Annotated in this window: 19 protein-coding genes; 5 read left to right on the top strand and 14 right to left on the bottom strand. The window is 57.1% G+C overall.

What is annotated here, in order from left to right:
• Nucleotides 1–13: 13 nt before the first annotated feature.
• On the bottom strand, nucleotides 14–2,134 hold the full coding sequence (locus tag CRD18_RS05870; protein WP_070438610.1) for a glucose PTS transporter subunit IIA: 2,121 nt from the start codon (nucleotides 2,132–2,134) through the stop codon (nucleotides 14–16).
• Between the two features lie 261 nt (nucleotides 2,135–2,395).
• On the opposite strand from CRD18_RS05870, the gene CRD18_RS05865 reads away from it, so the two are divergent.
• Nucleotides 2,396–3,313 (top strand): 2-dehydropantoate 2-reductase, encoded by a 918-nt coding sequence (locus CRD18_RS05865; protein ID WP_049189583.1) that lies wholly within the window; start codon nucleotides 2,396–2,398, stop codon nucleotides 3,311–3,313.
• A 52-nt stretch (nucleotides 3,314–3,365) separates the two neighbouring features.
• Nucleotides 3,366–3,983 carry a DNA-3-methyladenine glycosylase I gene (locus CRD18_RS05860; protein WP_049189582.1) on the top strand — a complete coding sequence of 206 codons (618 nt, stop codon included), beginning with the start codon at nucleotides 3,366–3,368 and terminating at the stop codon, nucleotides 3,981–3,983.
• An 82-nt stretch (nucleotides 3,984–4,065) separates the two neighbouring features.
• On the opposite strand, the gene CRD18_RS05855 is transcribed toward CRD18_RS05860, so the two are convergent.
• The 6 genes from CRD18_RS05855 to glnA (CRD18_RS05830) all read right to left on the bottom strand — a co-directional run bounded on the left by CRD18_RS05855 (nucleotide 4,066) and on the right by glnA (CRD18_RS05830) (nucleotide 10,821).
• Entirely contained in the window at nucleotides 4,066–4,725 is a 660-nt protein-coding gene (locus CRD18_RS05855; protein ID WP_187406590.1) for a YtxH domain-containing protein, read from the bottom strand.
• A 309-nt stretch (nucleotides 4,726–5,034) separates the two neighbouring features.
• Complete coding sequence (locus CRD18_RS05850) at nucleotides 5,035–5,325, bottom strand: PspC domain-containing protein (RefSeq protein ID WP_070603031.1); 291 nt, start codon at nucleotides 5,323–5,325, stop codon at nucleotides 5,035–5,037.
• A gap of 52 nt (nucleotides 5,326–5,377) precedes the next feature.
• Nucleotides 5,378–5,572 carry a PspC domain-containing protein gene (locus CRD18_RS05845; protein ID WP_049170202.1) on the bottom strand — a complete coding sequence of 65 codons (195 nt, stop codon included), beginning with the start codon at nucleotides 5,570–5,572 and terminating at the stop codon, nucleotides 5,378–5,380.
• A 161-nt stretch (nucleotides 5,573–5,733) separates the two neighbouring features.
• On the bottom strand, nucleotides 5,734–7,191 hold the full coding sequence (gene glnA, locus CRD18_RS05840) for a type I glutamate--ammonia ligase (RefSeq protein ID WP_049170204.1): 1,458 nt from the start codon (nucleotides 7,189–7,191) through the stop codon (nucleotides 5,734–5,736).
• A gap of 72 nt (nucleotides 7,192–7,263) precedes the next feature.
• Nucleotides 7,264–8,436, bottom strand: coding sequence for a tyramine oxidase subunit B (locus CRD18_RS05835; RefSeq protein ID WP_049170206.1), 1,173 nt, complete (start codon nucleotides 8,434–8,436; stop codon nucleotides 7,264–7,266).
• Between the two features lie 948 nt (nucleotides 8,437–9,384).
• Nucleotides 9,385–10,821: a type I glutamate--ammonia ligase gene (glnA, locus tag CRD18_RS05830; RefSeq protein ID WP_048732575.1), complete on the bottom strand. Its 1,437-nt coding sequence runs from the start codon at nucleotides 10,819–10,821 to the stop codon at nucleotides 9,385–9,387.
• Nucleotides 10,822–11,225: 404 nt separating this feature from the next.
• On the opposite strand from glnA (CRD18_RS05830), the gene CRD18_RS05825 reads away from it, so the two are divergent.
• The gene (locus tag CRD18_RS05825; protein ID WP_049192901.1) at nucleotides 11,226–11,744 is read left to right on the top strand and encodes an RDD family protein; all 519 of its coding nucleotides are present in this window, start codon (nucleotides 11,226–11,228) and stop codon (nucleotides 11,742–11,744) included.
• A 2-nt stretch (nucleotides 11,745–11,746) separates the two neighbouring features.
• Here the strand turns inward: CRD18_RS05825 and CRD18_RS05820 are convergent, their stop codons facing one another.
• From CRD18_RS05820 to CRD18_RS05790, 7 genes are all read right to left on the bottom strand, one after another.
• Nucleotides 11,747–13,366 (bottom strand): aspartate:alanine exchanger family transporter, encoded by a 1,620-nt coding sequence (locus tag CRD18_RS05820; protein ID WP_179078162.1) that lies wholly within the window; start codon nucleotides 13,364–13,366, stop codon nucleotides 11,747–11,749.
• 267 nt (nucleotides 13,367–13,633) lie between these two features.
• Nucleotides 13,634–14,413, bottom strand: coding sequence for a DUF4191 domain-containing protein (locus CRD18_RS05815; RefSeq protein ID WP_005511046.1), 780 nt, complete (start codon nucleotides 14,411–14,413; stop codon nucleotides 13,634–13,636).
• 93 nt (nucleotides 14,414–14,506) lie between these two features.
• Complete coding sequence (lipA, locus tag CRD18_RS05810; RefSeq protein ID WP_049192902.1) at nucleotides 14,507–15,565, bottom strand: lipoyl synthase; 1,059 nt, start codon at nucleotides 15,563–15,565, stop codon at nucleotides 14,507–14,509.
• A gap of 9 nt (nucleotides 15,566–15,574) precedes the next feature.
• On the bottom strand, nucleotides 15,575–16,378 hold the full coding sequence (lipB, locus tag CRD18_RS05805; protein WP_049192903.1) for a lipoyl(octanoyl) transferase LipB: 804 nt from the start codon (nucleotides 16,376–16,378) through the stop codon (nucleotides 15,575–15,577).
• A 152-nt stretch (nucleotides 16,379–16,530) separates the two neighbouring features.
• Nucleotides 16,531–18,156: an inorganic phosphate transporter gene (locus CRD18_RS05800; RefSeq protein ID WP_016423042.1), complete on the bottom strand. Its 1,626-nt coding sequence runs from the start codon at nucleotides 18,154–18,156 to the stop codon at nucleotides 16,531–16,533.
• A 569-nt stretch (nucleotides 18,157–18,725) separates the two neighbouring features.
• Nucleotides 18,726–20,741 (bottom strand): 2-oxoglutarate dehydrogenase, E2 component, dihydrolipoamide succinyltransferase, encoded by a 2,016-nt coding sequence (sucB, locus tag CRD18_RS05795; RefSeq protein ID WP_187406589.1) that lies wholly within the window; start codon nucleotides 20,739–20,741, stop codon nucleotides 18,726–18,728.
• 173 nt (nucleotides 20,742–20,914) lie between these two features.
• A complete protein-coding gene (locus tag CRD18_RS05790; RefSeq protein ID WP_187406588.1) occupies nucleotides 20,915–22,453 on the bottom strand; it encodes a leucyl aminopeptidase in 1,539 nt (512 codons plus the stop codon).
• A gap of 222 nt (nucleotides 22,454–22,675) precedes the next feature.
• Here CRD18_RS05790 and CRD18_RS05785 point away from each other — a divergent pair, with 222 nt between their 5' ends.
• Nucleotides 22,676–23,791 carry a branched-chain amino acid aminotransferase gene (locus CRD18_RS05785; RefSeq protein WP_049170221.1) on the top strand — a complete coding sequence of 372 codons (1,116 nt, stop codon included), beginning with the start codon at nucleotides 22,676–22,678 and terminating at the stop codon, nucleotides 23,789–23,791.
• A gap of 489 nt (nucleotides 23,792–24,280) precedes the next feature.
• Nucleotides 24,281–26,158, top strand: coding sequence for a VWA domain-containing protein (locus tag CRD18_RS05780; RefSeq protein ID WP_070607043.1), 1,878 nt, complete (start codon nucleotides 24,281–24,283; stop codon nucleotides 26,156–26,158).
• The last annotated feature ends 506 nt before the right edge of the window (nucleotides 26,159–26,664 follow it).

The following is a 26,664-nucleotide window of genomic DNA, read 5'->3' as shown; positions in this document are numbered from 1 at the left end:
TTCTAGAAATCAATTATGGCTGAACTTCGATGACCATGTCGCCGGCTTGGACGGAGATGCCGGTGACCGGGGAAACCTTGGTCAGCTTCTTGGTATTGGTGATGGTCATCAGTGTCGTGGTTGGGTAGCCAGCTTCCTTGACCTTGTCGAAATCGACTTCGGCAAGAACATCGCCGGCCTCGACGTGCTGCTTCTTGGAAACCTGGACATCGAAGCCTTCACCGGCCATCTTGACCGTGTCGATACCGACGTGGACGAGTACCTCTACACCGTCATCGGTCTTAATACCGAAGGCGTGACCGGTCTTTGCCACAGTCATCAACGTGCCCGATACGGGTGCGACCACGGTAGAACTGGTCGGCTTGATACCGACACCGTCACCGAGAGCACCGGAGGCAAAGACCGCGTCGCCGGCCTCAGCAAGGCTGACAACCTCACCGGCAACCGGGGCCTGCACCTGTACAGGCTTGGTATCAACGGCAGTTGCGACACCACCGGCGCCAGCTGCCGCAGCAGCCGGTGCGGCAGCCTCGGCGTTGGTACCAGCGTCACCGGAAGCCTCAGCTGGAGCCGAATCGGAGCCACTGGTGGCAGCGTGTGGGGTGGCGTCGCTGGGTTCGTCGTCAAGCTCTGCGGCGCGTGCGGCCTCGGCCTCAGCCTTCTCTTCCGGCGTGCGGTAGTCGGTGAGAATGATGGCGAACATGGCGACGAAGAATGCCACGGCGACGGAAATCAGGTAGACCCACATCGGTTTGAACACGACAGTGGTGATGAGGGAGGTGAAGACGAAGGCGTTGGTTGTCACACCACCGAACGGAGCCGACAGGATGGCGATAGTCAGACCGCCGGCGAAACAGCCGAGCAGCATGCGCGGGTAAATCCGCTTGAAGCGCAGGTGAATACCGTAGAGGGACGGCTCGGAGATACCACCGAAGAGACCTGCGGCGAGTGCACCGGTTGCCGTCTGGCGCATCTGTGTGTCGCGGTCGCGCATGGAAAGAACCAGCACACCGGCAGTTGCACCGAAGCAGGCGAAGTTCCAGGCACCCATCGGGCCTTGGATGAAGTCGTAGCCGAGAGTCTGGATATTGACCAGCATCAAGGCATTCAGCGGCCAGTGCAGACCCAGCGGTACCAGGAACGGGTAGAGCATCGGGATGAGAATTGCGAACACAAACGGTGCGTTCGAGTTCATCCATGCAAGGCCGGAGCCAATTCCGTTACCCAGCCAGATACCCAGCGGGCCAATGAGGAAAGCCGTCAGCGGAATCATGATCAGCATGGAGATAAACGGTACGAAGACCATCTGGACATTCTCCGGGAAGATTTTCTTCAACCCGTGGTAGACCACTGCCAGAATGGCGACCATGATCAGCGGTACAAAGACCTGTCCGCCGTAGTCATTGAGCTGCATTGGCAGGCCGAAGATGTTGGCGGTGAAAGTTTCGGTACCGAGTTCCTCGTTGACTGTCTTGATGGTGTCCGAGAAGCGATCGGTATCCTGCAGACTCATAAACTCCGGCGTCATTAGGGCAGCCATGATGGCTGCGCCCAGCCATGGATCTACCCGCAGCTTCTTCGCTGCGTTGTAGGCGACCATGATCGGCAGGAAGTAGAAGACGCTGCGCCACATGGCGTCAACAAAGATCCAAGTAGCGGACTTATCCTCAGCGCGGAAGTCGACGATGTTCAGACCGTCGAGAACCGCGGCAATAGCGATAATCAGCGATGCGCCCAACAGCACGCCCAGGATTGGGCGGAACGAATCGGAGAGGTACTCGAAGAAGTTGTCCAACCAGGAGTACTTGCCGCGTGCCTTCGAGCGAGCTTCTGCCTTAACGTCTGCGTCGGACTTAGTGGCGACTGCGCCGGCGCCCTTCATTTCCGGTAGATGCTTAATGGCCGTGTACATCGATTCGACACCACCGCCACAGATGACCTGGTAGCGGTTATCGCCCTGGTGAACGACACCGAGTACGCCCGGCACCTTGTCAATCTTGTCCTCGTTGATCTTGGAGACATCACCGAGTTCAAAACGCAGACGCGTCGCACAGTGCGTCATGCTTGTGATGTTTCCGGGTCCACCGAGGTTTTCAACTATTGCCCTCGCGCTGGAATCTTTTGACGACCCCATCGTGACCTTCCTTCACAGTAAGCAGGGCCGTTAAACGCAAAAAGACCCGAGGCGCCACAAACTGTGGGCCTCAGGTCTTGCCTCAAAAGAGTAACAACCCTGGGTTGATATCTATTAACTTCGACCCTACTCCGCTTTACATAGTTTTGACAAGGTAGTAATTCAAGCTCAAATTTCACATTTGGGGATAGCCTGGATTGCCTGTGGACAACCGCATGCAACCTATTTCGCGCTCAGTGCGGAAGCCGTAAGGTGGCAGCTATGAGGATTGGAGTTTTAGGTGTAGGAGCTGTCGGCGGCTGGTTTGGCGGTCGCCTCGTGCAAGCGGGTTATGATGTCGTCTTTCTCGCCCGCGGCGAGACTCTGACACGTCTTCGTGAGGTGGGGCTCACGCTTATCGACGAGCACGGGGAACGCAGCATTATCCCCGTCAAAGCAGCCGACAATTGGGGTGAACTCACTGCCGATGGCGTCGACGTCGATGTTGTGATTGCGGCAACCAAGGCGCTGCCGGGCAACGATCCTTTCCCGCAAGTTCCGGCTGGTGCAGCAGTGGTGACCACCCATAACTCGGTGGAAATCCCTTATTTGGCAGCGGGGCGGTTCGGTGAGGACAAGGTGTTCCCGGGTGTTATCCGCGGTTTCTTTATCCACACTGGCCCGGCAGAAGTCACCTTCCGACCAGGACCGATGAGCCTGAACATCGGCACATTCGATGACTCCACTAATGACCTGGTCGGGGCAGTTATCGAGGCATTGCACATGGCTGGGCTCGGTGGCGAACAGCTCCCGGATATCTGGGTCGATATCTGGGCAAAAGCGATGTTCGTGGCTAACCTCGGTGCCCTAGGTGCCCTGGCTGATAGTCCGATTGGTTACTTGCGTTCGGAAATGCGCGACAGCTTGACGCGGATGTTTGAAGAAACCGAGGCAGTCGGTCGAGCCTGCGGCGTTGCGCTGCCAGAGGACATCGTGTCGCGGACCTTGGCCTTTACTGATGCTCAAGGGTACGACAACACCTCGTCGATGCAGCGCGACTACACCGCGGGACTTACCAATGAGCTCGATGCCCAGATTGGCGCAATCCGCCGGATGGGGCAGAAGGCGAAAGTGGAAACGCCGACGCTGGATCTGGTGTATGGCGCTCTGGTTGGGCGTCAACACAAGCATAAGAATTAAGAGCTGCGGTGCTCAGCTAAGTCAAACCGGAATTGGGGGATTGGAAAGACTGATGAAAATTGGATCGGACTACACGGAAAACAATGGGCTCATCATCGGTGAGGATGGATTGGCTCGACCGGCATGGGCTGCTCACAGTGAGCTGCTGAGAGAGTACTACGACACCGAGTGGGGGATGCCGGTGCGCGATGAGCAAGGACTATTCGAACGGCTCAGCCTGGAGGTATTTCAGGCGGGGTTGTCGTGGGAGACAGTGCTGAAGAAGCGGCCCGCGTTTCAGGAAGCCTTCGCGAACTTCGACCCCGATGCGGTTGCTGATTTCGATGACGAAGATGTCGAAAGATTGATGAATGATGAACGAATCATTCGGAATCACAGGAAGATTACCGCGGTAATCAATAACGCCGCGGCGACGATTGCTCTGCGTGAAAACGGCGGCTTAGCCGAGTTGATGTGGTCGTTTAAACCGGAGAAGTCTCCCGAGCCACGTTCAATCGAAGAGGTGCCCAGCTACTCCGAGGAGTCCAAGGCGCTTGCCAAGGCATTGAAGAAAGCTGGTTTTAAGTTCGTAGGCCCCACCACGGTCTTTGCATCAATGGCTGCCGTGGGGATTGTCGATATCAACATTGTTGGCGCACATCGGCGCGGTGCCTCTGGCGTTTTTGGCTAGGGGAAAGGGGGATTTAACTAGCTAGGGGGAAAGAAAAGAGCGTGCCACCCGGCACGCTCAAAATCTTTCGGTTCGTGTAGAACTACTTGTTCTCGTAGGAGTCGGAGTAGTTCTGGCCGTCCTCAGAGGTCCACTTCATGGTGTCCTTAGTGAACGGCTGCTCCCAGCCGTTTTCAATCTCGGACTCCGGAGCGGTCGGCAGACCAATCTCGTTTTCCAGTGCGCCGTTGGCAACCCAGGTCTCGCGAATCTTACCAATCAGCGGCTGTGCACCGTTGGTCTCCGGGGACTCAACGAAGGTGACGTTCTCGTATTCAGCGGCAACTGCGTCGCCGACCTTCTTAGCGGACTTGAACTCGCCAGCCTCAGAATCGTACGGGGAGGTGAAGGAAGAAGCTGCCTCGGTGATGGACTCAGGCAGGTCAGCCTCTGCCACATCCTCGCCAGCAGCGTCGCCCAGACCCAGACCGTTCATAGCCTCGCCGGCCTTGTCCTTAGCGCCATCAGCAGCCTCGCCAGCCTTGTCCTTAGCGCCATCAGCAGCCTCGCCGGCCTTGTCCTTAGCGCCGTCCATAGCGTCGCCAGCCTTATCAGTGGCGTCGGTTGCTACCTGGCCAGCCTGATCCTTGGCGTTGTTAGCAGCATCCTGTGCATCATCGGAAGAACATGCAGCCAGGCCGCCGAGTAGGGCGGCGGAGCCGACGATTGCGGTAGCGATACGGGTCGTCTTCTTGTTCTGCATTTCAAAACCACTTTCTTGAGAGCTAACTAAGTTACCTATTCAATTATTGGCATCTTCCACTATTTGTCCGAATTAAATTCAAAGAGAAATTGACAATTCTTTTGAATATCGGACATTCGAAGATGGTGTGGCTTCAAAGCCGTACAGAAAGAACACTAGGTAATTCTGGGGCCTGTGCAAGTCAAATGGCGCGAGTCTGTGCACTCTATGCTCTATTTGTTACCGAATTTGCGTGATTGCGAAATTGGAATAGTGCTGGTGAGGGCGTTGCGAGTAACGGAAAGGTATCAATCTTATTAAGCTTGACGTTTATTGCTTATTTTCTTTCTCTGCGTGGTTGGAGCCGCGGGCATCGTCGTCAAGCGTGTACTCGCCATCTGGCAGGACGAACCAGGCTAAGAGGTAAAGAGCTAGGAATCCAGCGCCAATCTTCCAGCCAATCATCGATCCAACGCAGGGAAGGATGATGTAGACCATTCGTGTGAAAGTGATATCCCAGCCTTGGCTTTCCGCGATTCCTGCGAGGACGCCACCGAGGAGGCGGTCATTACGCGAGCGGTAAATTTTCTTGGTGGACTTTTCGGGAGCGGCGTCGCTCATCAGATAAAAACTCCAAGGTATGGCTATTTAGGCATTTTTCGGTCGACCGCGCTTATACGTAAGTTTCCTTCGGCATGATAATCCATGCTGCGAGGTAGAGAAGAAACTGCGGACCAGGCATCAGGAAAGACGCGACAAATATAACGCGCAGCAAAGTCGCATCCCAGTTGAAATACTCAGCGAATCCACCGAGCACACCTGCAACCATTTTGTTATTGGTGGAACGGGTCAGTGACATGTTGTTCATAACAATCAAGGGTAGCCCCAATCCGTTTAGTTCGCAGTGGTGCTAGCTCTACTAAATGTGTCGACTAAAACAGCATGTCCCAGCTAAAAACACCGCTACCCCAAGACGGTTAGGTGGGGTAGCGGTGTGGGCGTCGTCAAGCGAGCTTGACTGGGCGAGTGCTAGCAGTCGTAGTAGAGCTCGAACTCCTGCGTCGTCGGGCGCAGACGTGCCGGCATAATCTCCTGATCGAACTTGTAGCGGATATGCGCGTCGATGAGATCCTGTGTGAAGACATCGCCGGCGAGCAGGAACTCGTGGTCCTCCTCCAGCGCCTTCAGCGCACCCTCCAGCGAATGCGGGACGGTAGGGACGTCCTTGAGTTCCTCTGGTGGCAGCTCGTAGAGGTCCTTGTCAATCGGCTTGCCAGGCTCGATGCGGTTCTTGATGCCGTCGAGACCAGCCATCATTGCGGCGGTGAAAGCCAAGTACGGGTTGCCCGACGGGTCCGGAGCGCGGAACTCGATGCGCTTGGCCTTCGGGTTTGCGCCGGTAATCGGGATTCGGATGGCGGCCGAGCGGTTCTCCTGGCTGTAGACCAAGTTGACGGGAGCCTCGAATCCCGGAACCAGGCGGTGGTAGCTGTTCATCGTCGGGTTGGTGAAAGCCAGGACTGCACCGGCGTGCTTCAGGATGCCGCCAATGTAGTAGCGCGCCATGTCGGACAGGCCGCCGTAACCGTTTTCATCGTGGAATAGTGGCTTGCCATCCTTCCACAGTGACTGGTGGATGTGCATACCAGAGCCGCCATCGCCGGCCAACGGCTTCGGCATGAAGGTAGCGGACTTCTGGTTGAACTTGGCGGTGTTCTTCACCACGTACTTGAAAGTCTGCATGTCATCGGCGGCGTGCAGCAGGGTATTGAAACGATAGTTAATCTCCTGCTGACCGCCGGAGCCCATCTCGTGGTGGGAGCGCTCAACATGGAAGCCAACATCCTGCAGGTGCTCGCCGATTTCGTCACGGAGATCCTGCATGTGGTCATACGGAGCAGTAGGGAAGTAGCCGCCCTTGGTGCGCACCTTGTGGCCGAGGTTGCGCGATCCGTCCGGGTTTACCTTCACACCGGAGTTCCACCAGCCCTCAACCGAGTCCACCTCGTGGAATGACTTGTTTGAACTGGAGTCGTAGCGGACGGAGTCGAAGATGTAGAACTCTGCCTCAGCGCCAAAATTACAGGTATCGGCGAAGCCCAGTTCGTTCAGGTAGTTCTCGGCCTTACGGGCAATATTGCGCGGGTCGCGACTAAACGGCTCGCGGGTGTGCGGGTCATGGACGAAGAACTTCATGTTCAGCGTCTTCGACTTACGGAACGGGTCGATGAAAGCCGTGTCCAGGTCGGGCAGCAGCATCATGTCGGAGTTATCCACCGAGGTGTAACCCGCAATGGACGATCCGTCGAAGGCGAGGCCCTCGTAGGCTGAGTCCTCATCAAACTCGGATACCGGAACGGTTAGGTGCTGTTCGATGCCGGGAACGTCGGTGAACTGGACGTCTACCCAGCGAATGTCATTGTCCCGGATGTATCGTTGGATTCCTTCCGGAGTTGTCTGGTCACTGCTGGGTTTGAACTTACCCATTGGTAAAACTCGCCTACTTCGCGTCTAGCTTGTTGAGCTTACTAATCGTGGTGTTGAAATTACTGGTCACTACTACTTCAGCAGCGGAACATCCCACAGGTTCAGCTTGGTGCCGATGCCCTTTGCCAGGGCGTTGTCGTAGACATCGGTGGCCCAGGCGACGTCCTCGACTGGCATGCCTCCGATGGAGTAGCAGAAGATTTCCTCGTCGTTCTGGCGACCCGGGGCCTTACCGGAAGCGATATCGCCAATGTTGACAAGCTTCTCGGCGGGAAGAGTGCCCTCTTCCTTCATGTCCCACCAGCGGTTACCCGGAATACCGAGCAAGCGCTCATAGGTCACGTCTGGGCCGTTCTCGTTGAACCACTCTTCGTACAGGCCGGTGTAGTCAACGACGAGGTTGCAGTCGTCGGAACGCACGAAGTCGTCGTCGAGGCGTGCAGCGGCCGGCATGAGCAGCAGCGCGCCGGGCTTCAGATACTCCTTCTTGAAGTACGGGAAACCGGACGGGCCATCGGAGGAAGTCGAGGTGCCGGCGATGAGGATGTCGGAGTCGCGGATGGCCTCTTCTTCGGTCTCGACGATACGGACCTCTTCCAGCTGCGGGAACTCGTTCTTAATCCAATCCACAGCCTTCTGGGTCGAAGCCTGGGAGCGGCCCTTGACCTTAACCTTCTTAATGCTCGGACGCTGCGACATAGCGGAGCCGAGAATGGTGCGGCTCATAACACCCGGGCCAATGATGCCAACGACCTCGGCGTCTTCGACGGCCAGGTGCTTGACGCCGACACCCGGAACAGCGCCAGTGCGGTAGGCCGACAGGAGGTTTGCCGACATGACAGCCTTCGGGGCACCCGTAATTGCATCGTTGAGAATGAACAGGTGGATCGAACGTGGCAGGTCGTTCTGGCGGTTATCGGCATTGGAGCCGTACCACTTCACACCTGCGCCGTTGAAGCGACCACCGAGGTAAGCGGGCATTGCCATGAAACGACGGTCAGGGCCATTTGCCGGCATACCCTCATGGATTGGGTTATCCGGGAAGTTGATCTGGGCACCGTGGGAGTTAGCGGAAGCGCCGGCCATCCGGTAGTCGCCGTCGGCCAGCAGAATCAGGGTTTCTTCCATGGTCTCAACACACTTGGCGAAATCCGTGACACCAGCTTCAACCATGTCAGGTTCGCTGAGGTAGAGAAAATCAATGCGAGTTGAGTTTTCTGGGTTGGCAGCGTTTTCGTTAGTCAAGAATGCTCAAATCCTTCTTAATGTTCATCGGCCACCCTATGCGGCGGCTGGGCTTAAGTTATTCCAGATGCATGCTCTCCAGAATCAATCAAAACGCCTCGGCGCGGGCTCTCGAGGCGCCATTTCCGAGGGGTATGTCGTACCACCATACGGAAAAACCACAGCGTAGGGGGCGTTTACGTAGTTTTCAGCACGCCATTTCTGCTTTACGACGGTCACAGCGACAGAGCCCAATTTCCGTCAATAAGTTGCCCGTAATAACTACTTCGACATGCACAATTGATACTTTTTGAGAACGATTACAGATGAGTGAATTATCCTCCCACGCATCAATGTTTATGAACTTTGTCACATGTCATTAAGTTGCGACACATTTCTGGTTCAACGGGCGTGATTGCCTGGCGTCCTACCTTCGCAGCATGCCCCATCCGCTCTTGGTGTCCGCCCCCTTGCGGTGTCCCTCGCATCCGTCCCTCGTGTTGTCCCTAGCGCCACCCTCGCACTTATGGCCACTTTTCTGGCACTTATCGATGATTTTCCTTCACTTGTCGACGGCTGTCCGGCACTTATGCGCACGGTATCCTCCCCACCCTGTCACTTGTCGATGCGCTGTTCACTTATGGCCACGCTATAGCGCATCGACAAGTGAATATTGCATCGATAAGACTGGGGCGGAGAGTGTGCAACTCTACTCGTGCAGGGGTCGCGGCCCTTTTGTGGTGGTGTATGACCCTGTTCAGGGGAGTGGCCCGGAACCGCGCACAAATTCGTGCTCACATACGCGCGCGTATGCGGGCCCAGGCGCCCGCAGTCAGCATGGCCGCAACGAAAAACCGCCTGGCCACATTTACTGTGGTCAGACGGTTTTGGCTATTGACTTCAAGCAGCTAGGCGGCCACTAGGAGCAATGGGGGGGGTGCTTGCTGTGGCCGTCGTGAAGCGAAAACTTTAGCAGTCGTAGTACATTTCGTATTCCTGCGGAGTCGGGCGCAGGCGAACCGGTTCGATCTCGTTTTCGTACTTGTAGTCGATGTAGGTCTGGATGAGGTCCTCGGTGAAGACATCGCCCTCGAGCAGGAACTCGTGGTCGTTGCGCAGGGCCTCGAGCGCGGCCTCGAGAGAGGTCGGAGCCTGTGGGATGTCGGCGGCTTCCTCCGGCGGGAGCTCGTAGAGGTCCTTGTCGACCGGAGCGTGCGGCTCGATGCGGTTCTTCACGCCGTCCAGTCCGGCCATCATCATGGCAGCGAAGCCAAGGTACGGGTTGCCCGACGGGTCCGGGGCGCGGAACTCGATGCGCTTTGCCTTCGGGTTGGAGCCGGTGATCGGAATGCGAACAGCGGCAGAGCGATTGCGCTGCGAGTAGACCAGGTTGATCGGAGCCTCGAAGCCCTTGACCAGGCGGTGGTAGGAGTTCAGGGTCGGGTTGGTGAAGGCCAGTACCGCACCTGCGTGGTGAAGGATGCCGCCGATGTACCAGCGAGCGATGTCCGACAGGCCTGCGTAACCGGCCTCATCGTGGAACAGCGGCTTGCCGTCCTTCCACAGCGACTGGTGAGCGTGCATGCCCGAGCCGTTGTCGCCAGCCAGCGGCTTCGGCATAAAGGTGACGGACTTGCCCTCTTCCCAGGCGGTGTTCTTGATGATGTACTTGAAGGTCTGCAGGTCGTCTGCAGCGTGCAACATCGTGTTGAACTTGTAGTTGATCTCCTGCTGACCACCGGTGCCGACCTCGTGGTGGGCGCGCTCCAGGTCGAAGCCGGCGTCAGCGAGCTTCAGGCACATCTTGTCGCGGAGGTCCTGGTAGTGGTCGTACGGAGCGGTAGGGAAGTAGCCGCCCTTCAGACGGGTCTTGTAACCCAGGTTTGCAGAGCCGTCCGGGTTCTGGTCCTTGCCGCGGTTCCACCAGCCTTCGATGGAATCAACTTCGTAGAAGCCGCGGTTGGTGTCGGTCTCGAACTTGACGTTGTCGAAGATGTAAAACTCCGCCTCAGCGCCGAAGAAGCAGGTGTCGGCGATGCCGGTAGAGATGAGGTATTCCTCCGCCTTCTTCGCGACGTTACGTGGGTCGCGGGAGAACGGCTCGAGGGTAAACGGATCGTGGACGAAGAACTTTACGTTCAGAGTCTTTGCCTTGCGGAACGGGTCAATGCGCGCGGTGCTCAGGTCGGGCAGCAGTGCCATGTCGGACTCGTCGATGGAAGTGAAACCACGAATCGAGGAACCGTCGAATGCCAGGCCTTCGGCCATCGCGTCCTCGTCAAATGCGGATGCCGGGATGGTGAAGTGCTGCTCGATGCCGGGAACATCCGTGAAGCGGACGTCTACGAACTCGACGCCCTCTTCCTTGATATACGCGACTACTTCCTCGGGAGTTTTGAAGGACATGTGCGGTCTCCTTAGTTGGCCTTGTTTAGTACGCAGCAGGGAATTCTTGCACGCTGTTTCGTGCACCTGCCGCGCTGTCAAGGACTGGCCGGTTGACGCCTTCAAGCTTAACGAACCACGCATTCATTCTGGAATTAGAACCACGAATTTCTGGCATGGCGCGTGAGGAATTCGCCAATACGGAATGGGTTACGCAAATAGGGAGCGGATTATCTGTTTATGGAAACACGGCAATATACTGCGCATTCATGTCACACACGCTTTACGACGAGCCTTTAGCTCCCATGCTGATAAGAAAATGGAAAAGGCGACGCAACATCGCCCCCGGATTACCCCCGCACGCGCTGAATGGCTGTCCCAGCCCGTGATTTGATAGCCGGATTGCTGCACTAGACTATGAACCCATGGAAGAAAAGCACAGTTGGCTAGATGGCCCTCAGATTCCGGGAGAGTTCGATAATCCGGACAAGCTCTCGGACTATCCCGGCCAGGCATTGGGTCTTGCCCCCGATGGCCCAGGATCGCAAGCGACGTTGATGCGTCGCGTCGGCGGCATTCTCATTGACTGGATTATTTCCTTGATGATTGCCGGCGCTTTTTCGATGTTCTTCGGCCCGAGCGAGGCGCAGATTGACCAGTTCGGAGATTCGTTTATCGCCTGGCAGTCATTCCTTGCGACCTATTCGCCAGTTGTCTTCCTCATTATTGGCACGGTGTCGGTTTGGCTGTTCGCCCGCACTCCGGGCCAGTGGATGATGAAGATGGGTGTCGCTCGCGTGGACAAGCCCAGCGAGCGAGTTGGCTTTGTTCGTGCCTTCTTCCGCAGCTTGCTTACTCTTTTCTTGCTGCCGCCAGCAATCACCGACTCGGATATGCGCGGCATGCACGACCGTGCCACTGGCACGGCCGTCATTTTGGGTTAGCGCTATAGCACCAACACGACCAGGACCTGGGCGAGAATAATCTTCATGATCATGGCCATTGGATACACCGTTGTGTATCCCATTGCCGGCAACTCGTTCTTGGCCTGGTCGTTGACGTATGAGAGCACTGCCGGGTGAGTCTGCAAGCCCGAGAGGATACCCGCAGTTTGGCCGAATGGAATCTTCAGCACACGGTGACCGACAATGAGGGTCAACAGTGCGGAGCTAAACGCGATGATGGCGGCAAGACCCAGAACTGTCAGTGATGCCGGGTCAGACAACGCAGCCTGGAATCCCTTACCGGCAGTGGTGCCGATACCAGCCAGGAACAGTGCTAGACCCATGGTGCGGAACGCCAGGTTGGCCGAGTAGGGGATAGGCCAAACCAACGGGCCAGTGCGACCGACAGCACCCAGAATCAGCGCCACAACCAGTGGACCACCAGCGGACCCCAGGGCGAGCGAGCTGCCGCCCGGAAGCGGAATCTTGATGAGACCCACCAAGACACCCAGCGTAAGCCCAAGGGTGAGGGGCAAGAGGTTGACGTCGGAAAGCTTCTTGTAAGAGTCGCCGAAGAACTTTGTTGCGTCCTTGATTTTCTCTGGCGGTGCAACTACGCGGACGCGATCACCAAGCTCTAGGCGCATGTTTGGCTCTGCGACGATGTCGTGGTCGCCGCGGCGAATACGCGTAATGATCATGCCGTCCATGCGAGTCTGAAGTTCCGCAATGGGGACACCGACCACGTCAGATGCAGAGACGAAGATGCGACGGAAGTCCAGGCGACCGTCGTGTGTCGGATCGCCTGGCATAAGCTCGCCAAGGTACTCGGCGGCACGAGCAATTTCTTCCTCTGTACCGACGACGGAAATAATATCGCCGACGGAGACAGTGTCACCCGGTGATGGAATGTAGAGGTGGCCCTTGTACTCAATGCGTGAAACCGTAATGTCCAAACCGAACTTCGACGGAAGGTCAGTGATGGAAGGCAGGTCGTCCTTGAGAATCTTGATGTCCCGAGTATGCAGCGGAAGCGCGGCAACACCTGCGTCAATAGCTTCCTGGTCGTGATCGACGCGGAAGACCTTCGACATAATACCGATAGAAGCAATCACTGCCAGCACGCCGATTGGGTAGGCCAGAGAGTAACCAATCACCGGCATATCGTGGGCAGCGGCCAGCTCGGCCTTATCCGAAATGAGGCTAGGAAGAGCATCGACGATTGCGGCCATAGCCGGGGTGTTGGTCAGGGCGCCTGTGAAGGCGCCTGCGCCCTCCACCGGGTCGATAGGCAAAAACTTGATCAGCAAGAAAGACTCGATAGTGACAACTGCGAGCACACCAATGCCGAACAGGTTGTGCTTGATACCGCGCGAGCGTAACGAGCTGAAGAACTCGGGGCCCGCCTCCAACCCGATGGTGTAGACGAATAATGCCAGGCCCACGATGTAAATCAACGGGGAGATTTGAATTTCCGGCTCAATAGTCGCGAGGATAAGGCCGACGAAGAGGACGGCAGCCACGCCAAGCTTGAAGCCGAAGATCTTGATCTGGCCAATTGCCAGGCCAAGAAACAAAATCACTAGAAGCGCTAAGAGTTCATTTTCAGCCAAGAGTTGCACATATCCCATGGTGGCACAACTAGCAGTAATCTTCATTAAGCATTGTTTCCAGCAAGGATACGACCTTTGCTGACAGCGTGATAAGTGAGAGCAATCACTTCAACAAGACATCAATAACTGTGTGTGAAGACATGGCTTTAGGCATCGTTTTAAAGCTTTAAAGCACAAAAAAAGGGGGCCCGAAAGCCCCTTTTTTCTGCTTCAACCTAGATTGCCCCTCGGTGGGTTGCCCGAGCAACCGACCCTGGTGAAACCTAGCTAAAACCTCTAGTGCTTCTTGCCGCGATTGGCGGCACGGCGCGCACGACGGTTCATGCCGGCCTGTGGGTTAGCGCCCTTCGGCATTGGACCCTTGGGCATGTTCGCGCGCGCATCGCGAATACGGTCCATCGACTGGATGCGCTCATTCAGAGCGTTAGCCTGATCCTTATTCAGGTTGCGCGGCAAACGCATGAGTTCGCGCTGCAGCTTCTTCGGCGGGACCTGGCCCTCGTCGCTACCAGCAATCATGTCGTAAATCGGAGCTTCGCCCGCAATGCGTGCCAGCGACTTCTTTTCACGAGCAATCATCTGCTTGACGCGGTTCGGATCACCTTCACCGACCAGCACAACACCGGCGTTACCAATAACACGGTGAACAGCATCCATGTGCTGATTAGCGACAACACCGGTCTTGACGTGCCAGACATAGCCAACGCCCTGACGCATATTGTCCAGCGTCCACGCCGCAGCGCCGGCCTGGCCTTCCGCCTCTGTGTAGAAGGACGCCTCAAGACGCTTAGAGAAGATGTACATCGCGACCATAAAGCCGATCGAGATACCAATAATCGTCAGAACCCAGGGCCAGACTCCACCAATGAGCAGACCAAGCAGTAACAGCAGGATAATTGGACCGAAGAAGCCCAGCGCCATGTAAGGCACGAGCTTGTTGTCCCGCGAGCGCTGCAGCTTAAACGCCTGCCACATCTGGCTACGAGTCTGCTTACGCTGAGCGCGCTTGGCGGCGCGGTTCGCCTTCTTCATTTCTTTCGCATCATTGGTCGCCATAATCACCAACTTTAGGGCATGCGATGTAGTTTTAGGCAATAGACCGCGCCGTAGCGCCGTTTCGCTTTACGACGGCGCTGCGGCCGTCAGCCTCTAGGAAGCCGGAATAGCCGAAGTGACTGGCGTATCCTCCGATGCGCCATAGCGGTCGAGCAGCGTCGAGGCTTCCTGAAGCGCGAGGTTGTTGTCGTTGTCGTCGGCAAGCGCGGACAGATGCGCCGGCAGTTCCTGACCGCGGTGCGCCAGTGCGCGGGCGTAGAGCCGTCCAGCGCGGTAGGAAGAGCGGACCAGCGGGCCGGACATGACGCCGGCAAAGCCCATCTCTTCAGCGGTCTTGGAGAGCTTGACGAACTCCTCCGGCTTAACCCAACGTTCAATTGGATGGTGCAGTGGAGTGGGGCGGAGGTATTGAGTAATCGTCAGAATATCGCAGCCGGCATCGTGCAAATCCTGCATAGCGGAGATGATCTCGTCATAGGTTTCGCCCATGCCCAGGATGAGGTTGGACTTGGTAACCAGTCCAGCTTCGCGAGCGCGAGTGATGAGTTCCAAGGAACGCTCGTAGCGGAATGCGGGGCGGATGCGCTTGAAGATACGAGGCACCGTCTCCACGTTGTGGGCGAAAACCTCAGGCTTGGCATCGAAGACCTGCTGTGCTGCAGATTCGTCGCCACGGAAGTCATCGACAAGGAGCTCGACTCCGGTATTCGGGTTGAGTTCGTGGATCTGGCGGCAGGTCTCAGCGTAGAGCCAGGATGCACCGTCGGGCAGATCGTCGCGGGCGACACCGGTGATAGTGGCGTAACGAAGACCCATCTCGCGGACGGATTCCGCAACACGACGCGGCTCATCCTTATCCAATGGGTCGGGCTTGGCTGAGTTAATCTGGCAGAAGTCGCAGCGGCGGGTGCACTTATCGCCGCCGATGAGGAAGGTGGCCTCGCGGTCTTCCCAACATTCGTGAATGTTCGGGCAGCCAGCCTCCTGACAGACCGTGTGCAAAGAGGCACCCGAGACACGGTTTTTCATGTCCTTGTAGCTGGGGCCCGGACGAACCTGGTTGCGAATCCACCGGGGCTTGTTCTCGATAGGGGTCTCGGCATTTCGTGCCTCGACGCGCAGTAACTTACGTCCTTCTGGCTTAACAGTCACAGTTTCATCCTACTCTTTTGTTGATGAGTACTCGAATATGCCGGTGGTGGAGTTGTGCTTCACCCGGTGTGGCAGGTCCTTCGTGGGGTCGGGCGCGGAGCCGAAGGAATGGTCGGCAACGGTCAAACGGCCTTCCAAAGCATCTTGCAAATCTGCCAGAAGCGGCTCTGTCATCTCTGACACGCTAACATTTCGGTCAAGCTCCCGGGATAGGGCGGTCACTCCAGCATCGGAGATGCCACACGGGATGATGTAGTTGTAGAACTCCATAGAGTTGTCGCAGTTCAGACTGAGTCCGTGCATGGTTACACCATGGGTCACGCGGATTCCCAGTGCCGCAATCTTTCGGTCGCTCAGTCCGTTTGATGCGGGAACCCATACCCCCGAGCGGCCATCGATGCGGCCAGCAGCCGCGATGCCGGCTCGGCGAACGGTTTGAATGAGGGCTTCTTCCAGTCTGCGGACGTAGTCCACCACATCGACCGGCTGAGCGAGCTTGATGATGGGATACATCACAAGCTGGCCCGGGCCGTGCCAGGTGATGCGGCCACCGCGGTCGACATCGACGACCGGCAACCCATTGGTAGGACGGTCCTCCGGCTGGGTGCGCTTTCCTGCTGTGTAAAGACTCGGGTGCTCAAGCACGAGAACCTGATCTGGAATTAGGTCTTTCGCACGCTTGGCAGCAAGGTCTGCCTGTAGGTGCCAGGTCTCTTCGTAGTCGACAAGGCCGAGATGTTGAATCTCGATGTCGGAGCTTGATTCCCGAATGGATTTATCTGCGCGAGTAAAAGGTTTTCTTGGGGCAGTCATGGTGGCCTATAGGATACGCCGAAATTCTGTAGGCCTCAGATTACTTGTTACTTGGATAGCGCCAAACTTACTTGGATAGCGCCAGACGTAAAAATACCCCGGTGGTCACTAGAAAGTGACCGCCGGGGTAAAAGTGGCGTGCTTTTGTGGGCTTAGCCGAAGACGACGCGGAGGATGGAAACGGTGATTGCCGAGATACCTGCAGCGGCCGGAAGGGTAATAACCCAGGCCAAACCAATCGGCTTCATCAGGTTCCAGTTAGCGGCACGGTTAACGATACCGACACCGAGAACGGCACCAATCAGAATGTGGGTGGAGGAAACCGGCAGACCCAGCAGGGAAGCAATCATAACGACCACAGCAGCGGAAAGCTCTGCGGCAAAACCCGATGCTGGGTGGATCTCAGTCAGGCCGGATCCGACGGTCTTGATAACGAAGCGGCCGATAAACCACAGACCGGAGATGAGAGCGACACCCATGGTGGTCATGACTGCCAGCGGGACGCCGGACTCGGAAGAGATCTCGTTGGTACGGAGAACATCCAGAATTGCCACGAACGGGCCAAGCGCGTTAGCGATGTCGTTCGAGCCGTGGGAGAAAGCGAACGCAGCAGCGGTGAAGACCTGCATCCAGCTGAACAGCAGGAAGGTGGAACGATCCAAATCCTGACGCTTCAAAGTACGCGCGAAGATGTAAACGGCAAGCCACACTGCGGTGGCGATCATGCCCATAATCAGGAAGTTGTCCAGGCTGGAAAGCCCTAGGTGAAGGTTCTTCAGACCCTTGAACAGCATCATCGCGGAGATGACAATAGAGCCCAGGGCTGCTAGACCCGGAACCCAAGCTTCCAGCGCACGGTGAGCGCGGACATCATCAACCTTGGATTCGATGTGGACGAGCTTGCGGAAGTACTCAGACTCCAGGTCATCCGGAGTCCAGTCGTTGTCACGCATCGTCGTCGCGTCGCGAAGCATCGCGTTGGTGTACGAGATCTGATCGTGCTCAGGGAGCTTTTCGAAGTCGTCGCGGTGCTGCGCCTTGAGGTCCGCCTTTTCCTGGTGGATGGCCTGCAGCTGCTTGGAAGCCTTGTCGTTGTAGACGAGAATCGAGTTCTTAATGCCGCCGAACAGGAGGAACGCGACCAAACCGCCGAGGAGCGGAGAGAGGACCCAAGAAACGGCGATCTGACCGATCTGATCCCACTGGACCATGCTCCAGCCACCCTTGCCGGTGATAAAACCGACCGTCAGTGCGGCACCGACGATACCGCCGACGATGGAGTGGGTAGTGGAAACTGGCCAACCCATGCGGGTGGCAACGAGGAGCCACACTGCCGCGCCGAGAAGCGCGGACATCATGATGAAGGCGAACTCCATCGGGTCCAAACCGTGGATTGCGTTCAGGTCCACAATGCCGGAACGGACGGTGTCAGTAACCTCGCCACCAGCGAGGACGGCGCCCGAAACCTCAAAGACTGAAGCGACAACAAGCGCCTGCTTCATGCTCAGGGTGCCGGCACCGACTGAAGTACCGAAGGAGTTAGCAACGTCGTTACCGCCGATGTTGAACGCCATGAAGACGGCGAACGCGATGGTAATCAGAAGAATTGCCGTATTTGCCTGCGGGCCCACAAAGTCATAAGCCCAGAAGACAAAAATTACGATGTTGATTGCGAGAAGCCCGCCGAAGAAGAGGTGCCACCACTTATCTGAGGAGCTCGATTGCTCAGATGATGTGGTCCCGGTCGACGAACTAGTATTCGCTGGAGCCGAGGACATGCTCCACCTTTCTAAGTTACGTACAGAGAGCAAAAATAGGCACGCCAAAGAAGCCTGCTGTCTAATGATTTCTTAGATTGGTAAAGGCTAATTGCTAACTAGGTGACGGCGAGGTTAACAAATAATGAATTTAATTATCGCTATCTTCAGCTCTCGTCGGTGTAGCTGAAAGCGATAGCCGGAACTGTGTGCGGGGGTGTGTGGTGTTCTCGCATTTCGGCAGGACAAAAAGTATGCGCATTTGCTACTTGCAGCTTTGCTTTCGGTTCGACCCTCCCGCTGTCTGCTAATGGCTTAACGGCGCAATAACAGCACGTTAATTCTTTGTGCCGATGGAGCCTTTGCTAGCTATGTGTGGCTACGTGAAATCTGAGCACTAGCCAAGAATAGGGGGCCTGCGCATTTGAAGGAATCGCTGATTAGGTTCAACTGCGGGACGAATGCGGCAAAATAAATACCCGCGTCAGCCGCAAAGTGCGACTAACGCGGGCAGGGAAGAGGCAGAACCTCCTGTTAGCAAGCCAGCTAGATTCCCGCGGCGCTACTACCCCAGGAGGGGAGCAAGCTGCTTAGAGCTGCAGATCCGATTCGAAGTTAGCAACCTCGAGGCGATCAACAACGGTCGTCATGAAGCGACCTGCATCAGCGCCGTCGATCAGGCGGTGATCGTAGGTAATTGGCAGGAAGACCATGGCGCGAATACCAATGGCATCTGCCTCATTCTCGGTGACGACTACTGCGCGCTTCTTAATCGCGCCGGTGCCGACCATTGCGGCCTGCGGCGGAACCAGAATCGGAGTGTCGGTCAGAGCGCCCTCGGAGCCGATGTTGGTAATGGTGAAGGTGCCGCCGGACAGGTCGTTCGGGGTCAGCTTGTTGTTGCGAGCGCGGTCTGCGATGTCCGCAATAGCAGCAGCCAGCTCCGGCAGGGACATATCCTGAGCGTTGTGGATGACAGGGGAGAGCAAACCACGCTCGGTATCGACAGCGATACCCAGGTTGACCTGTTCGTGGTAGGTAATCTCCTTGGTCTCTTCGTTCCAGGAAGCGTTGACGTTCGGGTGGCTGACCAGAGCCTCAACGATTGCCTTTGCAAAGAATGGCAGGAAGGTCAGCTTTGCGCCGTGCTTCTTCTCGAACTCAGCCTTCTTAGTAGCGCGCAGATCCCAGATGGCAGTCATATCGGCCTCGTGGACCTGGGTCAGCTGTGCGGAAGTCTGCAGAGACTCGAGGGTCTTGGCAGCGGTGATCTCGCGGATGCGGTTGACACGCTGGGTGGTGCCGCGCAGCTCAGCGAGCTCAGGGCGAACGCCCTTGGTGGACCAGTTGGAGCCGGACTCAGCAGTAGCCTCCTGGCCGCCCTCGGCAGCGCGCAGAACATCCTGCTTACGAATGCGGCCGCCGATTCCAGAGCCCTCGACCTTAGTCAGGTCAACGCCGTGCTTGTCAGCCAGCTTGCGGACCAGCGGGGTGACGTAAGGAACGTCCTTGTTAGCGGAAGGCTTGGATTCAGCCTTCGGAGCCTCAGCCTTCGGAGTCTCCTTCTTTGGCTCCGGCTTGGACTCTGCCTTTGGAGCTTCCTTCTTCGGCTCCGGCTTGGACTCTGCCTTTGGAGCTTCCTTCTTCGGTACAGCCTTCTTTGGCTGGCCACTGCCAACGCGAGCGATGACCTCGCCGACGTCAACGGTGTCGTCTTCGTCGTAGAGGACCTCGAGCAGGGTACCTGCGACCGGGGAAGGAATTTCGGTGTCGACCTTGTCGGTGGAAACCTCGAGCAGTGGCTCGTCGACCTCGACGGTGTCGCCGACCTTCTTCAGCCAGGTGGTGATGGTGCCTTCGGTGACGGATTCGCCGAGCTCCGGCATCTCAACGTCAGTTGCGTCGCCAGCGTCAACGTCGGTGGAGTCTTCCTCAGTCTCCTCGTTAGCCTTTACTGGCTCCTCGTCCTTCTCGACTGTGGCAGATGCCTCCTCGGCCTCTTCCTTGGCGGCTGGAGCAGCGTCTGCATCGCCAACGCGAGCGATGACCTCGCCGACGTCAACGGTGTCGTCTTCGTCGTAGAGGACCTCGAGCAGGGTGCCTGCGACCGGGGAAGGAATTTCGGTGTCGACCTTGTCGGTGGAAACCTCGAGCAACGGCTCGTCGACCTCGACGGTGTCGCCGACCTTCTTCAGCCAGGTGGTGATGGTTCCTTCGGTGACGGACTCGCCGAGCTCCGGCATCTCAACATCAGTAGCGGAACCGGAGGCAGCCTTCGGTGCTTCCTTCTTTGGCTCTTCAGCGTCTTCCTTCGGAGCCTCTTCCTCGGTCTCCTCAGCGGAATCGTCAGCGCCTTCCGGCTCTTCGCCCGGCTCGCCGACCTTTGCGATGACCTCGCCAACATCGACGGTGTCGTCTTCTTCAAAGAGAATCTCGGTGAGAACACCGGCGACCGGAGATGGAATTTCGGTGTCGACCTTGTCGGTGGAAACCTCGAGCAACGGTTCGTCGACCTCGACGGTGTCGCCGACCTTCTTCAGCCAGGTGGTAATGGTGCCTTCGGTAACTGATTCACCGAGCTCCGGCATCTCAATAGAGGTCGCCATGTTTGTGCACTCCTCGAAAAGTTAAGAAATCTCGTTTTAAGACGGTTATTACAAATTAGCTTACAGGTTGAAAACTCTGCTTGCCCCGTGGGCTGCGCCCGCTTTCGACTGGTGCTTGGAATAGCTCATTCCAGCCATGATTCCAGCCGGGCGGGACGCAGTCGGATGACCGGCTACTTCGTTGCCAAATCCTCAATCACAGAGAACATCGTCCGAACCGGAACACCAGTGCCCCGCTTCGGGGTATAACCATACTCCCCGGTGGTGTTGAAGGCCGGACCGGCAACGTCGATGTGAACCCATTCAACATCCTCGCCAACGAATTCGCGCAGGTATGCAGCTGCAACGCTCATGCCACCAAAGCGAGAGTTCGTGACATTCCGCAGGTCAGCTACCGGTGACTTCAGGGCCTCTGCTAGCTCAACTGGAATCGGCATTGCCCAACCATTTTCACCAATGCTCTGAGACAGGTCTGCAACACGGTCACGGAACTCGTCGTTACCCAGGACACCCGGGGTGCGCTCGCCAAGAGCGACTAGCTGCGCACCGGTCAGGGTGGCGGTGTCAATCAGGTGAGTCGGATTGTCTTCGCAGGCGCGGACAATGGCATCTGCGAGTACGAGGCGGCCCTCTGCGTCGGTATTCAGAATCTCAATGGTCTTACCGCCGTACTGTGTGATGACATCGCCCGGACGGTACGCCTTACCGCCCGGCATGTTCTCCGCCATTGGAACGGTTGCGGTCACTGGGGTGGATACGCCTAGGCGAGCAGCCAGGACGACTGTGGCAATAACAGCCGCAGCGCCGCCCATATCGGAGATCATGTTCTCCATGCTGGCACCCGGCTTCAGCGAAATACCGCCAGTATCAAAGGTGATGCCCTTACCGACCAGGCCCAGCGAATTCTCTGCCGACTCATCGCCCTTCCAGATCAGGCGCACCAGGCGCGGCCCGCGCGAGGATCCACCACCCACGGCATTGAGGCCTCCGAAACCGCCGGCGCGCAGAGCGTCGTCGTCAAGCACCTCGACCTCGAGCCCCGCGTCACGGCCCAGCGCTGCAGCAGCGTCAGCAAACGTCTCGGGGTAGAGGTGCGACGATGCTGTATTGACGAAGTCACGCGCGGTGGCAACGGCATCTACAATTGCCGAAGCGCGCTTTACGACGTCGTCATCAGCGCCCAACACAACCACCTTCTGGGTGGCCTCGTTGCTTTCTTCGTCGCTCTTCTGACCGGAGTAAGCGTAAGCGCCCAGCGCAAAGCCCTCGGCTGCAGCCTGCGGATCGATGGCGCCGAGAGTGTTAAAGACCACCTTGGCCTTGGTCATACGGCGCGCAGCGGCGCCGCAGGCACGGCGGATGTCCTCGGCATCCAGGTCCTCAGAACCCACGCCAACGCCCGTGACACTGTCGACATCCAGGCCAGCAGGAGCCGGGATGGTGGTCACGGACTCGGCCTTAGCGTTGGCGGAGACTGCCTCAAAGGAGGCGAGCAGCTGCTCTGCAACCGAACCGATGGCCTCGGGTGCGACCAGCTCGAGGCCATCCTCGCCGTCGATAAGCGCGACGAGGACCGCGTCGGCGTCCGCGGGCAGAGAGTTGTCGGCAGCGATGACCACGCGAGTGCCGATAGCCGGCAGGTAATTGGACAAAACAGCGGCGTTGCGAGAGGCACCGAGCTGTGCCGAATCATTGTTAGCGGGGACTGACATGTAGTTGCATCTCCTTGTAGTCGTACTATGTGGTACACCACCGTATCCCTATTTGCCGGTTCGTGTCCTTCACCCCTGGACAGCGGACTGACGAGCCAGCGCCACGACTATTGGAATGTACCCGCGCCTAGTGCCCGCGACGCTGACATTGCCCTGACTAACACGGTCTTTCGGGGGCGAGTATTGATACGACTCGATCCTCGACGGTTTAGGATGAAAGACATGTCTGCTTTGGAATTTGCAATCGAACGTAACCCGAATCCACTCTCTGATGCCGAGCGCGAGGAGATTTTGGCCAACCCTGGTTTCGGTAAGCACTTCACCGACCACATGGTCCGAATTGACTGGACTGCAGACAAAGGCTGGCATGGCGCCAAGCTGCAGGCATACGGTTCGATTGAAATGCAGCCGTCTTCTTCGGTCCTGCATTACGGGCAGTCGATTTTTGAGGGCCTGAAGGCGTATCGCATGCCGGATGGTTCCATTGTTACTTTCCGCCCGGAGCAGAACGCCCGTCGCTTCCAGCGCTCCGCTGACCGCATTGCAATGCCGCAGCTGCCGGAGGAGACCTTCCTCGAGGCAATCCGCCTGCTGGTTGAAGCCGATGCAGCATGGGTGCCGCCAGCTGGTGGCGAAGAATCCCTGTACCTGCGTCCAATCATGTTCTCCACCGAGAGCACCCTGGGCGTGCACCCGTCGAACTCTTACACCTTCCTGCTCATCGCTTCACCTGCCGGCGCGTACTTCTCCGGTGGCATTAACCCGGTGACCGTGTGGATCTCCCACGAGTACGTGCGTGCCGCGCCGGGCGGCACCGGTGCTGCGAAGTTCGCAGGTAACTACGCAGCTTCGCTGGCGGCTCAGCAGCAGGCAGAGGAAAAGGGCTGCGACCAGGTTGTGTGGCTGGACGCTGTCGAGCGCAAGTACATCGAGGAGATGGGCGGCATGAACCTGGCGTTCATCTACCCGGATGAGACTGCTGACGCTGGTGTTCGGCTGGTGACTCCAGAGCTGTCTGGTTCGCTGCTGCCGGGCATTACTCGGGCATCGCTGCTGCAGGCTGCTCAGGATCTGGGCATGAATGTCGAGGAGCGTCGGATTTCCACCGAGGAATGGAAGAATGATGCCACCTCCGGTGTTATGGGCGAGGCATTCGCCTGCGGTACTGCTGCAGTCATCACCCCGGTCGGGTTTGTGAAGTCCGCTGAGGGCGAGTTCGAGATCAACGGCGGCGAGACGGGCGAGTGGACTATGAAGCTGCGCGAGCGCCTGACCGGTATCCAGCACGGCGAGGTTGAGGATACCCACGGTTGGATTTACAAGCTCGTTGAGGCTTAGTTTCGGCGTAGGTCGGCTAAGAAAAATTTAATAGTGGTTACAAGAATTAGTACTTTCGCAGCCCCTGTTTAGTATTCGCTGGTCAGGGGCTGCGTTTTTGCTTTGCTGGTTCCTCAACGGCTGTGTCGTTTTCTCATGGTTCATGAATTGTTCAGATGGCATTTGTTTAGCCGTTAAAAACATCTCTAGCGTGACCGGGGTCACTGTGAAAAACTGCCAACACGATTGATTTTTGTAGTTGGGAAAACAGTTTGAGGCGCTGTGATGGTGGTAGTTCAAGACTTTTTTAAAGATAGTTTTTCGTCAAGTAGTTCAAAGCGCCTAAGAGTAACCATCGTTGTCACTCTGTTGTTGGCTGCGTGGACGATTGGGTTTAGTGCGATTCCGGCTCCGGTGGCGGCAGCCCAAGATTCGCCTTCGCCGTCCGGGGTGGAACAGCCCGCTCCTACGGGCGAAGGGGGTACGGGCGAAGCAAAAGCAGAGCTAATCATGGATCTGTCTGGCTCGATGCTTGCCGACGACGCCGGAGGCACCCGCCTCGATGCGGCAAAGCGCGCATCCACGGAGCTGATTGACTCCCTCCCGGATGATGCGCTGCTTGGCATGCTGGTTTATGGCCAGCGCGAATCCAGTGATGAATCCAACCGCGAACGTGGTTGCCAGGACATCGAGGTGCTGTCGCCTGTCCAAAAGGTCGACAAAGAAGGCCTGAAGAGCAGGATTGCCGGGTTGGAAGCTCAGGGCTATACGCCGATCGGCAATGCACTGCGTAAGGCGGCTGATGAGCTTGGCCCAGACGGTGAGCGGTCAATTATTTTGGTCTCTGACGGTATCGACACCTGCGCGCCGCCACCGGTGTGTGAGGTTGCGAAAGAATTGGCGGGGCAGGGTGTTGGCCTGACGATTCACACCGTGGGATTCAAGGTCGATGAAGAGGCTCGCGCTGAGCTTGAGTGTGTTGCGCAGGCAACTGGCGGTCAAAGCATGACTGCGGACGATGCCACCCAGCTCGCAGACCACATGAAGTTCTTAACTCAGCGGTCAGTGCAGGGCTACGAAACCACGGGTACTCCTTTCGAGTTCTCCGAGACTAAGGAAGGCGCGAAATGGCTCGGCGAGGGCAAGTACCAGACGACGCTAGTGCCAGAGGTTGCCCAGCACGATCGCACCCCGCTCTACTACCGAATCGCGGTGCCGAAGGGACACAACGCGATTGTTACCTCAAAGGTGTTAGCGAATATCGATGCTGAGGGTAAGGGCCAGCAGGATGTCCGAACTGAAGTTGACGAAATCATCAATGAAACTGGCGGAAAATGCCAGGACGACGGTCGTATGGGGTCGCTGACTGGCGCCGAAGCTAGTGCCGATTCGTGGACTCCAACTTCGGCCGATGCAAGCGTTCTTGCATGGGATAGTGACCGCATCGAATCCAGTTGCGATCAAACCAAGTGGCTCGTCGCAAATAACGTGTGGGTCTATGACGGTGATTCAGTAGCGGACTATCGTGATGAACCGGTGAAGGTCGAGGTTAGCGTCCAGTTTGAGCCAGTCCTGAAGAAGCAGGATGCTGACAAACTAAATGAGGGGCGGTCTTCTTCGACCGGCGACAAAGCCTACAAAAAGGCCACTTTTGGAGAGGCCAAGCCCGTAAACGGTGGCAATAACGCAGCCCAAGCGCCGGAAGTTAAATCTGGGGATAACATCTCTGACACAATCGTGCCCGGTGAACAGAAGTTCTACAAGATCCCTGTCGAGTGGGGTCAGCGACCAGTGATTGCTGCCCGCACTGGAAATTCGGAGCGCGATAATGCCGATTCCATGGGAGTTGCGCTGTTGAATCCATTCGAGGTTTCCGTGGCGGATGGAACAATGCACTTTTATCAGGATTCCGAGGACCTGAACTTGTCAACAGATCGTCCGGTCGAATACAACAACCGAGAATCTAATGTTGGAGGACGACCTGTAGCCAACGCCGGCTACTACTACGCGACTGTCCGAATGGCTAACTATCGCCCGGATGAAGAGGTCAGTGGCATCGATCAGCCGTTCCAGCTCGCATTCCTCCTGGACAACAAGCCAACTAAGGGGCCTGACTGGCGACCGACTGACAAGAACGGCCCGACTCCATCCGATAAGCCGATTCTGGCCAAGGGAGAGCCGGAACAGGAATCGTCAAAGGACTCGTCAGAAGATGCGTCGAATGAATCTGACTCCTCGGATACGGATTCTCAGGCATCCGCATCCTCGTCGGACATGGAAGATGAGGGCATGAGCCCGTTGGTCATTGGCACCGTTGTAGCAGTGGTCGCCGTGTTTATCGGCATTGCCGGCGCAATCGTCTACCAGAACAAGAAGCGCAAGGAGTAGACAAACCGTAAGATCAGGAAGTTCCTGAGCAAGGGGGGCAGGGTGGGGAAGGCAGCAAAAGTGTGTCCGCCTGGCGTATCGCTGGCGGGCACATTTTTGCTACTTAGCCGCAAGAACTGACAACTCCAAGAATTATGGGCTGCAGATGTGAAACTGTGTGAGTTTATGACACTTTCATGCCATTTTTCAGGCCATTTTTGACATAAACGCAGTCAGTAACTCGGATCGACCCACCGCCGCCAGCCATAATCGCAGTCACTAGCCCCTACTGAACCCAAACCCCACTGAACCCAAACCTGGGAGTGCCACCCCAACAAAGAAAAGCGCGCCCCGTGCATCGCTGCGGCGGGACGCGCTTTTTTAATTAGCTGGGAGGCTAGAAGGTGTGCTCGTTCTTGGCGCCCCGGCAAACGGTCGGCGCAAAATAATTTGGGCGAGCCCCGAAACGAGCCTCCTGTACTCCGCCTTCCCGGCGGTGTGCCCTCAGAATACGTCCGCGTCAAAGC

This window comes from Corynebacterium sp. LK31, assembly GCF_014335015.1.
Lineage (GTDB): Bacteria > Actinomycetota > Actinomycetes > Mycobacteriales > Mycobacteriaceae > Corynebacterium > Corynebacterium jeikeium_D.
Note: the sequence above shows the minus strand (reverse complement) of the source record. Positions and strands in the feature narration are given on the sequence as shown.